The sequence below is a fragment of the Paenisporosarcina sp. P4_E4_2 genome (assembly GCF_056401595.1).
This window is the reverse complement of the sequence record NZ_JBFUJC010000099.1, coordinates 1-9,502: the sequence shown is the minus strand read 5'-3', so window position 1 is coordinate 9,502 and position 9,502 is coordinate 1. Positions and strand designations below refer to the sequence as shown.

Annotated in this window: 11 protein-coding genes; 5 read left to right on the top strand and 6 right to left on the bottom strand. The window is 36.9% G+C overall.

The genetic code is table 11. The annotated features are described in order from the left end of the window. The 3 genes from AC1DSB_RS09090 to AC1DSB_RS09080 all read right to left on the bottom strand — a co-directional run. Positions 1–140: FAD-dependent oxidoreductase (locus tag AC1DSB_RS09090; RefSeq protein ID WP_477586523.1), on the bottom strand; the 140-nt coding region annotated here is incomplete at its 3' end. A 268-nt stretch (positions 141–408) separates the two neighbouring features. Beyond that, positions 409–576 carry an aspartyl-phosphate phosphatase Spo0E family protein gene (locus AC1DSB_RS09085; protein ID WP_477531110.1) on the bottom strand — a complete coding sequence of 56 codons (168 nt, stop codon included), beginning with the start codon at positions 574–576 and terminating at the stop codon, positions 409–411. A gap of 330 nt (positions 577–906) precedes the next feature. Continuing rightward, positions 907–1,920 carry an LLM class flavin-dependent oxidoreductase gene (locus tag AC1DSB_RS09080; RefSeq protein ID WP_477531109.1) on the bottom strand — a complete coding sequence of 338 codons (1,014 nt, stop codon included), beginning with the start codon at positions 1,918–1,920 and terminating at the stop codon, positions 907–909. Between the two features lie 377 nt (positions 1,921–2,297). Here AC1DSB_RS09080 and AC1DSB_RS09075 point away from each other — a divergent pair, with 377 nt between their 5' ends. The 3 genes from AC1DSB_RS09075 to AC1DSB_RS09065 all read left to right on the top strand — a co-directional run bounded on the left by AC1DSB_RS09075 (position 2,298) and on the right by AC1DSB_RS09065 (position 5,206). After that, the gene (locus AC1DSB_RS09075; protein WP_477531108.1) at positions 2,298–3,272 is read left to right on the top strand and encodes a proline dehydrogenase family protein; all 975 of its coding nucleotides are present in this window, start codon (positions 2,298–2,300) and stop codon (positions 3,270–3,272) included. Positions 3,273–3,457: 185 nt separating this feature from the next. After that, positions 3,458–4,381, top strand: coding sequence for an S-layer homology domain-containing protein (locus AC1DSB_RS09070; protein ID WP_016428559.1), 924 nt, complete (start codon positions 3,458–3,460; stop codon positions 4,379–4,381). 195 nt (positions 4,382–4,576) lie between these two features. Next, positions 4,577–5,206, top strand: a complete 630-nt coding sequence (locus AC1DSB_RS09065; protein ID WP_016428560.1) for a YfbR-like 5'-deoxynucleotidase — start codon at positions 4,577–4,579, stop codon at positions 5,204–5,206. A gap of 254 nt (positions 5,207–5,460) precedes the next feature. Here AC1DSB_RS09065 and asnB read toward each other — a convergent pair whose 3' ends face one another. The 3 genes from asnB to AC1DSB_RS09050 all read right to left on the bottom strand — a co-directional run bounded on the left by asnB (position 5,461) and on the right by AC1DSB_RS09050 (position 8,459). After that, positions 5,461–7,323, bottom strand: a complete 1,863-nt coding sequence (gene asnB / locus AC1DSB_RS09060) for an asparagine synthase (glutamine-hydrolyzing) (protein WP_477531107.1) — start codon at positions 7,321–7,323, stop codon at positions 5,461–5,463. Positions 7,324–7,407: 84 nt separating this feature from the next. Continuing rightward, the gene (locus AC1DSB_RS09055; RefSeq protein WP_477586521.1) at positions 7,408–7,776 is read right to left on the bottom strand and encodes a hypothetical protein; all 369 of its coding nucleotides are present in this window, start codon (positions 7,774–7,776) and stop codon (positions 7,408–7,410) included. 383 nt (positions 7,777–8,159) lie between these two features. Beyond that, on the bottom strand, positions 8,160–8,459 hold the full coding sequence (locus AC1DSB_RS09050) for a hypothetical protein (RefSeq protein ID WP_477531105.1): 300 nt from the start codon (positions 8,457–8,459) through the stop codon (positions 8,160–8,162). Positions 8,460–8,731: 272 nt separating this feature from the next. On the opposite strand from AC1DSB_RS09050, the gene AC1DSB_RS09045 reads away from it, so the two are divergent. Beyond that, on the top strand, positions 8,732–8,878 hold the full coding sequence (locus AC1DSB_RS09045) for a hypothetical protein (RefSeq protein ID WP_342542350.1): 147 nt from the start codon (positions 8,732–8,734) through the stop codon (positions 8,876–8,878). Between the two features lie 272 nt (positions 8,879–9,150). Then, the coding region (locus AC1DSB_RS09040; protein ID WP_477586519.1) for a BsuPI-related putative proteinase inhibitor at positions 9,151–9,502 on the top strand (352 nt) is incomplete at its 3' end.

Genomic DNA, 9,502 nt, shown 5'->3' with positions numbered 1-9,502 from the left:
CATATAATACCTGCTGCGGCGTCCGTTGCTTGTCCTTTATCAAAGCGATCCACGACGGTAACTGTTGCACCCGTTTTAGCTAGGTGATAAGCAGTTGAAGCCCCTAAAATTCCAGCACCGATAATGATATATTTTTTCATGAAAGCACCTTTTTCCAATTGAATTTCTACAATCATTTTACACGTTTGAACACAGAGTCTCAAAACGACTGTATCTATCTGAACAAATGTGCACTATCAAAGTATCTTAACAAGCTAAAAAACCCCTGCCGTGAGATACAGGCATTTGCGCGCCTTCCTCTTCGACAAGGGAATTTTATCGTATGACAATATTATATTGTTTCAACAGTTGAGTGTATCTAGAGGAGATAGAGTATCAAAAAATGATGTGATTAATTGAAACATTGCTTCACCCTACTTCTTGATATTGATTCAAGAGTTGATCCAGTTCTTGACTACAAGTCACCACCAATGAATGTGTGTAGCCTAATTGCTTAGCCTTTTTGTACATGTCTTTCTTTTTACGGTTAATTTGTTTCAATAAAAGATGTTGCTTATACACTGTCTTTGTTCTCATCTGTTTACATCCTCCAACTGGTTTAGCTTTTATTCATGAAATCACTTATTTACCAACTTAAAATTTTCACGTAAAAGTAAATTTATGTATTAATTATTTAACCAATTATTTACTGAGATAAACTTCCTTTTAAAACTTTAATCGATTAAATTATATTTTTTTTTCGAAATGACCAAATTTCTTTATTTTCAGCAGTAATTAATTGGCGGCAGTTTTACACCTGCGGCTTTGTTTGGAGCGGAGTTGATTGATCATTTGACGGGATCGGGCACCTTTCAAATGAATTTAACAAAAAAACAGGCCAATATCTCCCGGCCTGTTTCCTGTTTCTTATTGAAGTTCATCCATCGCTTCTTTCAGTATCTCATAAGAACGTTTTCGTGCTTCCCGATCGTAAATGTACGTCACAGCCATCAATTCGTCCACTTGGAATGTGTCCTGGAATCTTTTCAGTTGTTTCTGAATTGCATTCTTGTCACCTTTAAAGGAATATGTAGACATACTGCGGACGGCGCTTTCTTCAAATGAATTCCATAAACCGTCCATTGATTCTACCGGAGGCTTCAAGAATTCCTCTGTGCGTCTCACCACGTTTAAATAGAACCGATTAGTTGAAGTGGAAAGTTTAGTGGCTTCTTCAATCGTATCCGCCGCTACGACATTTACACAAACCATCACGTATGGCTCGCTTAAATACTCTGACGGCGTAAATTGATTGCGGTATATCTGAAGTGCTTGCTCGAGTTGAGCCGGTGCAAAATGGGCTGCAAATACATATGGCAATCCAAGTCTTGCAGCCAGCGAAGCACTTGATGTACTAGAACCGAGAATGTAGATTGGCACTTTGGCATCTACACCTGGAAATGCACGAACTTCACCTTGCTGATCAATGGAACTGAAATACTGTTGCAGTTCCACTACATCTTGAGGAAACGCGAAAGCAGTTTCCTGTGTTGTTCTACGAAGTGCATGCGCTGTACGCATATCTGTTCCAGGTGCTCGACCGAGACCCAAGTCTACTCGTTTCGGATATATGGCTTCTAATGTTCCGAATTGCTCTGCTACAACCAAGGGTGCATGATTCGGCAACATAATCCCACCTGACCCAACTCGAATGGATTGAGTATTTTCCAACACATGTCCTATAAGAACTGACGTAGCTGAACTAATTACTGCAGGCATATTGTGATGTTCAGTTAACCAATAACGTTGATAACCAAGTTTTTCTGTATGTTGAGCTAAATTGACCAAATCGCCAATTGCTTCTTTATGTGTTTGTCCTTCAAGTACAGCAACCAAATCCAATACGGAAACTGGAATAGATTTTTCATTTAAAGTCATCATCAAAATCCTTTCGCAAAACTAATATCTTGAGTTGATAATATATCGATGGCATTTATACATCAAGCTATCTGCCTACGAGAAACTTCCTCCCTTAAACGGCTCTTGAGAAAGTCACTTTAAGATGTGTATGATAAGCATTTTCTATAAATAAAAATCAGTTATTTCTGATATCGTTCTGTTCTGATGTTTTTCAGATAGTATTAAAGAGTAGGTTTACGATTAAAAGGAAAGAATTTCCGTACAATCTCAATACGTTTAGTGTACATGTTCGTGAAAAAAGATTTATAATAAAACGGTGTCATGATACACATGATAGGATTAGTGATTTTACGGATGCAAGACAACATATAATGAATATTTTTTAGGAGGCAAAAATCATGTTAAAAGATGTATTTATGGCTTTATCAAAAAACCAATTGCTGACGAGTGCAGCTAAAAAATATGGTTTGAAATTAGGCGCACAAACTGTTGTCGCTGGAACAAATGTTGAAGATACAATCAAAAGTATTCGTGAGTTAAACGCGTTGGGCATCAGTGCAACCGTTGATAACTTGGGCGAATTCGTTTTCGAAAGATCGGAAGCTTTGAAAGCTAAAGAAAGCATTTTGGAAGTAATCGAAGCAATTCAAGCCAATGGAGTGGACGCTCACATTTCTTTGAAACCAACTCAACTTGGTCTCGATATCGATTATGATTTCTGTTTTGACAACTTACATGAAATCGTTGCTGCAGCGAGTAAGTATGACATGCACATCAACCTTGACATGGAAGATTATGGTCACCTTCAACCTTCATTTGATCTAATCGATACTCTTTCTGAACAGTACAGCAATGTCGGCACAGTAATTCAAGCTTACTTCTACCGTGCACAAGACGATATCGAAAAATATAAAGATATGCGTTTACGTATTGTAAAAGGCGCTTACAAAGAATCTGCTGAACACGCTTACCAAACAAAACAAGAAATTGATGCCAACTACATCAAACTGATTGAGTATCATTTACTGAATGGTAAATTCTCTTCAATCGCGACACATGACCACAATGTTATCAATCATGTGAAGAAGTTTGTAAAAGACAATCAAATTTCAAACGACAAATTTGAATTCCAAATGTTGTATGGTTTCCGCAAAGACATGCAAGTGGATTTAGCGAAACAAGGATACAACTTCTGCACATACGTACCATTCGGAGATGATTGGTATGGTTACTTCATGAGAAGATTAGCTGAACGTCCGCAAAACTTGAACTTGGTTGTCAAACAAGTATTCAATAAACGCACAAATACTGCTATCGGAGTCTTTGCTGGCGCTTTCGCATTGAGCCGTATTGTTTCAAAAAAGAAGAAGTAAAATAAGTGTGCTGCCCTTTTTTAAGGGCAGTTTTTTTATGCCAATTCATCATTTTTTACCCATTGTACGGAGTCTTTAGGCTCAAATTAAAAATCCCTCAATTTACCTGTATTTATACAAAACTATCCATGGTAAATTAAGATGTATTTGAAAATAGTTTTACCCATACATAGGAGGAAAGATCAATGTTTACTAGTCTTAAAAAATTTATTGCTGCTAGCTTAGTAGCTATCCTGGCAGTATCTGCCATCGTTCCATCTGCTTCTGCAGCGGAACACCAATTTACGGATGTTAATTCAAGTTATGATGAAGCTGTCAGCTTCTTTTATGAATATGAATTAATCAAAGGAACAACTCCTACCACTTTCGGAACAGATTTAAATATCAAACGTGGAGATGCTGCTGTCATTTTGGCAAACACGCTTGGTCTTGATGTCGATAATGCACCATCTGCAGGATTCAAAGATTTAAACCCACGTGTCCAAGGTGCAGTAAATGCTTTGGCTGAAGAAGGAATTATCTCGGGAGTATCTAAAGATAAATTCGGTCCAGACCAACTGTTGAGCAGAGGCGCAATGGCGAAGTTATTGACTATTTCATTCGGACTTGAAGATTATGCAGAAACAACACCATTCACGGATGCTGTTGGGGTATTTACACCTTATATTGAAGCTTTATATGGCTCAGGAATCACAAATGGTAAAACAGCAACTTCATTTGGTACGAATGACAACATCAAACGTGGTGAATTTGCCAACCTTCTATACAATACAATTATGTTCTCTTTCTATATGCCTTTTGCAGAATCAGCTAAAATTCTGACTTCGACAACGATTGAAATCAAAATGGAAGAAGCTGCACCTAAAGAATATTCAGTTACAGAACTTGCAGAAATGTTCTACATTGAAGCGTACTTCAAAGATGGTTCAGTAAAAGAACTTCAGTTTGTTGGAACTTCATTATCTGATGATCGTACAACTTTAGTAGTTGAACTTTCTGCAGACAGCTCATTGGCTGGCAAAAAAGGAAAAATCGAAATTGACGGATTGAATGAAATTGATTTTGATTACACAACACCTGTTGCACCACCAGTTGAAGAAACAAAATAATAAACATAACTCATCCTCAGATATTAATGAGGATGAGTTTTTTTGTGTTATTTGTCACGACCAGATGGATTTTTACACATTGTATAGGAAGAAGCGTTTAATCTGTTGGAATGGTGGAAACCACTTATGAAAGACTTTTGTACATACAGATTACACGTTGACAGGAAACAGCTACCTTAAAGGAGAAGAAATACAATGGGAATTCATCGATTTTTTACGAGCATGAACGATTTAGAACGCATCATACGCTGTCCAGGAAAATTTAAATTTGAAGAGCATAATGTTGCCGCACATAGTTGGAAAGTGTCTCAATACGCCATGTTTTTTGCGACGATTGAAGAAAATAACGGAGAAGCCATCGATTGGAAAGCGCTGTACGAGAAAACGATTAACCACGATTTCGCGGAAGTTTTCATTGGTGACATTAAAACACCAGTCAAACACGCCTCGCCTGAGTTGAAGCAAATGATTGCCCATGTGGAAGATAAAATGATGGAAAAATTCATATTGGAAGAAATCCCCGAAGAATTTCAACCCGTTTTCTTTCATCGAATGAAAGAGGGAAAAGATGCTACCATCGAAGGACGGATTCTTGAATTTGCCGATAAACTCGATCAGTTTTATGAGTCCTTTGCCGAATTGAAGCGAGGCAATACCGACCCAGAATTTATCCTCATGTATCAGGAAGCATTGACGAAATTAATAAAATTGCCGTTACCGGCAAGTGTTGCTTATTTCCGTGATATTATGCTCGAAGACGTGAAACGGGAAGATACGGCACTCGATGTTAAAGCATTTACTCTTAAAGTACTACAGACCCCATGACAAATTTAGCCTGTTTCATGAACATACTGGAAACGTAACTATATATTGATGTCTAGCCAACTCTGATAACCATGTTAGACTTAAAAGGTAGACGGAAGAGGATGCGCATCGTCTTTCGTCCTACAAATATTTCATATTATGTTTCAACACATAACCTACCTGTTTTGTGTTATGTGGTCTGTGGAAAAAACGTCCGGAGTGGTTGCCGGACGTTTTTTTATGTATTTTTTTACTAAGTCTTTTCAATATCCGCCTTAACGATTAAATTCATAAATATTCTCTACATAAACTTGATGCCAAACCATAAAGATAAGAATCGTCCAAAGCTTCCGGCTATTGTCTTTTTTATTGTTCACGTGATCCGCCAGTAAATTAAACACTTCCTGTTTATTGAAAATAGTTTCTGTTTGGCTGATATGTATTAAGTCCATTGCCCATTCATATAACTCATCTTTTAACCAATGACGAATGGGAACAGGGAAACCAAGCTTTTTCCGTTCCACCACATGTTCAGGCACGAGGCCTTCTGCTGCTTTTCTCAAGATGTATTTGGTTGAATTGTTTTTTATTTTCAGGTCGGTATGTATCTTCGATGCCACTTCGAAAACGTGTTTATCTAGAAATGGAACACGCAATTCAAGTGAATTGGCCATTGTCATCTTATCTGCTTTGACTAATATATCGCCCTTTAGCCAAGTGTGGATATCTATATTTTGCATTTTCGTGACCGAATCATAACTCATTGATTGTTGATAAATTGGCTTTGTGATGGTTGTATAATCCAAATTCGATTTATAGGTTCGAAGCAATTTCCTTTTCTCATTTTCTTCAAACATCTTGGCATTTCCAATATATCGTTCTTCCAACGGTGTAGTCCCGCGTTCAATGAAGCTTTTCCCTTTAAATCCTTCAGGAAATATACGACTGAGGACTTTCAATATTTCTTTAAACCGTGGAGAAATATGATTAAATATCCTTAGAGAATGCGGTTCTCGGTAAATATTATAGCCACCGAATAACTCATCTGCCCCTTCTCCTGACAATACAACTTTTACATGCCTTGCAGCTTCCCTTGCCACGAAGTATAGCGGAACTAATGCCGGATCAGCCAAGGGGTCATCTAAATGCCAAACGATTTTAGGAAGTTCTTCGAGAAATTCCTGTGATGAAATCATATAGCTGATATTTTCCAATTGGAGGACATTTGCTGTTTCTTTTGCGACATTTACCTCACTGTAACCACTTTTTTCAAAACCGACCGTAAACGTTTTAAGCCGTGGATTCACTTCCTTTGCCAATGAGACAATAAAGGACGAATCAATCCCTCCCGAAAGAAATGCCCCCACCGGTACATCACTGCGCATATGAACATGAACTGAATCGGTTAATACTTCGCGGATCTCATGGATTAGTTGATTTTCTGAAGAATGAACTTGCTGGAATTTCGGGGTCCAGAAAGAATGAATTTCCATTGGTTGCTCCGGTTTCTTAGTGAAATAATGACCAGCCGGCAACTTTTTAATCAATCTCGTCATGGTGTTGGGTTCAGGTACATATTGGAAGCTCAGATAATGCTGAAGTGAATCGTCATCCAGTTCATCGGATTCGACATAAAGGATTGCTTTCTTCTCAGAAGAAAAATACGTCATTTCCTCATTTTCTAAGTAAAAGAAGGGCTTAATGCCGAAATGATCCCGAGCTCCGAATAAGTGTTGTTCCTCTTTGTCCCAAATGACAAATGCAAACATCCCTCTTAATTTGTGCACCATTTTTTCTTTAAGCTCACTATATAAGGTAAGAAGGACTTCCGTATCCGATTCACTAGAAAATTCATGACCTTTGGCTATTTGTTCTTCCCGTAGTTCAACGTGGTTATAAATTTCTCCATTAAAGATAATCCAGTAACGTTCATCCTCATAAGAGAACGGTTGATGACCACCTTCGATATCTAGTATACTCAGCCTTCTAAATCCAAAGCTTACATATTCATCAACAAAACACCCTTTGTCGTCAGGCCCTCTATGGGCAAGTAATGAAATAATTTCATTCATTTCCTGCGTTCTTAGGTCACTTATTTCTTGAGGTTGATTATACAAAAACCCTACAAATCCACACATAACAATCTCCTGCCTACGTATATTTCCAACGATAATGATTGATATGCGGGCTGCCTTTCACCTATGTTCAAAATTTGTGTACYTTTAAACAACCATCATTTCTTTCAGTGCTGTAGAGAATTCTGAGTTCTGTATTTCAATTGTGGCTTGATTTACTAAWTGTGCAAGAAACGCTTCTTCATCAAAATCTTCAATATCGATTTCGAATCGGTCCAATTCCAACTGGACTTCTTCGTTAACATTCGTTTCAATTTCAATTAAATCCGAAAAAATCAAGCCCCATCTTTTCTCTTCATATAGTGTTCCAGCAATTTTTATGATAGTTGAACTGACGGTGGAAGAAGGAACAGAGTAATGATTCTTAATCCAGATAGATGTTTCATCATGATTCGCAACAAATTCTAGGACTTCATATCCTAAATCAAAATTCTTCTTAAACTCTACTTTGTTCATAATCTACCTCCCCAATTTTTAATAGATTACTGTCACTATATCCATTTAATCCAGAGATTATACCAATTTACTATGTTGTTCTACTCTATTATTTTTTCTTAATAGATTAGCAAAATGGTCTATTAAATGCAGTAAATTGATTGTACGGCGAAAAAAAGAGAAAAACCAAGGCTGGTCTCACTCTATCCGTTAGAGTGTCCCTTTTCCTTGGTTTCTTTTTCTGTATTGCAACTTGAGCAAGTAAATATGCTACCGCTTTATCCTACTCATTTTATGCATTCGTTGATCAAATTAGTAATCCTTTGGAGAAGAAAATTGAAAAAAGGACTGTCCTCAAAAGTCATTTCAATGCCTTTTTGGACAGTCCCTTATTATTGAATTCTTTAAGCTTTTGCCTTTTCATTAAATGACTGCAAAACCTGCTTTAGCGCATCTCTGAACTCAGGTTCTGTAAACTTTTTAATGCTTATGAACTGTCTTTTATCCATACGATGACGATATTCAGACAAATAGCCAACAAATAAATAACCATTTCCCGATAAATGCAATTCTTGTAATACATTCTCTTTGCGAATTGGACTATTGGGATAATAATAGGTCGAGCGATTATTCGAGACTTCTTTACGCTTTAACTCTGGAAACTCATCTAAGACATTTACTACCTGTTCATAAGACATCGGCATGTTTTAGCTCTCCCTTGTTCAGAGTATTATTTCTTTCCTCTCATTTCAAAATATGCCCCTAAATAAGATTTTTCATCCTGACAAGTAATGCTGTAATTAAAAGTTACTAGAAGTCTATACACATAATGATAAGCTCAGCCTCATTCGCTAGTCTTATCATTTTAAACAGATCGAAAATTCCACGAATGGTTTTCCATTCATGAGTTCGTAATTATTTTCTGACAACTTTCATATACTACTTCTAAAAAACTATATTAGGGGAGTATTTGACGATGAAACCTGAATATGTGAGCCAAAAGGAAATGGAATTACGTCAAAATCAAGATTTTATTGCTTCTCAAAATATGGTCGCTGAAGGTGCACCCATTTATCATCTGGATAAAGACGATACAGGAGTTGAAAAAGATGATACACTTTAATTCTCGGGCACCAATAATCTTCATAAAATAATACTCAAAAAACCCAGTAACTATTAGAGTCACTGGATTTCTTTTTTATTGGCTCTTTAAAATTTTATTGTTGTTTATCCTACATTTGCGCTTTTTGGAGAAGTACCGAAAAAATAACGAACTCGTTTAATCATTATAAGTAAGGGGTATCATTTCATGGAGAATTGCTGTCCAATTTTCGGATGATTTTCGTCGTAAGGAACCATAAAACTTTAAATACGGAGGTTAGGGTCATAACAGAATTGAAATGGGATGGAAAAGTCACCGCAGATGTAGATCAAGCTACGTTTACTTTTACAGTTAAAAATAATAGTGAGCAGCCAATAATTCTAGAATTTCCAACGAGTCAGTCTTATGACTATTCAGTGTACAATGCCCAAGGAGAACGAGTGTATCATTTTAGTAAAGGGAAAATGTTTCTCCAAGCACTTCAATATAAAACGTTAAACAAAGGAGAACAAATTCAATTTGAAAGTATCTGGAATTACAAAACGAATGAAGCGGAGAGAGTGCCGGCAGGAATGTATACAGTAAACGCAATATTGACCATTCGGAAAATAAATGACACACTCGTTCATTCACAGCCTTCTACTA

Coding starts and splice junctions, on each gene's coding strand:
- asnB (WP_477531107.1), bottom strand. CDS start 7,323: ATGTGTGGATTTGTAGGGTTTTTGTATAATCAACCTCAAGAAATAAGT.
- AC1DSB_RS09075 (WP_477531108.1), top strand. CDS start 2,298: ATGTTAAAAGATGTATTTATGGCTTTATCAAAAAACCAATTGCTGACG.
- AC1DSB_RS09080 (WP_477531109.1), bottom strand. CDS start 1,920: ATGATGACTTTAAATGAAAAATCTATTCCAGTTTCCGTATTGGATTTG.
- AC1DSB_RS09085 (WP_477531110.1), bottom strand. CDS start 576: ATGAGAACAAAGACAGTGTATAAGCAACATCTTTTATTGAAACAAATT.
- AC1DSB_RS09065 (WP_016428560.1), top strand. CDS start 4,577: ATGGGAATTCATCGATTTTTTACGAGCATGAACGATTTAGAACGCATC.
- AC1DSB_RS09070 (WP_016428559.1), top strand. CDS start 3,458: ATGTTTACTAGTCTTAAAAAATTTATTGCTGCTAGCTTAGTAGCTATC.
- AC1DSB_RS09045 (WP_342542350.1), top strand. CDS start 8,732: ATGAAACCTGAATATGTGAGCCAAAAGGAAATGGAATTACGTCAAAAT.
- AC1DSB_RS09050 (WP_477531105.1), bottom strand. CDS start 8,459: ATGCCGATGTCTTATGAACAGGTAGTAAATGTCTTAGATGAGTTTCCA.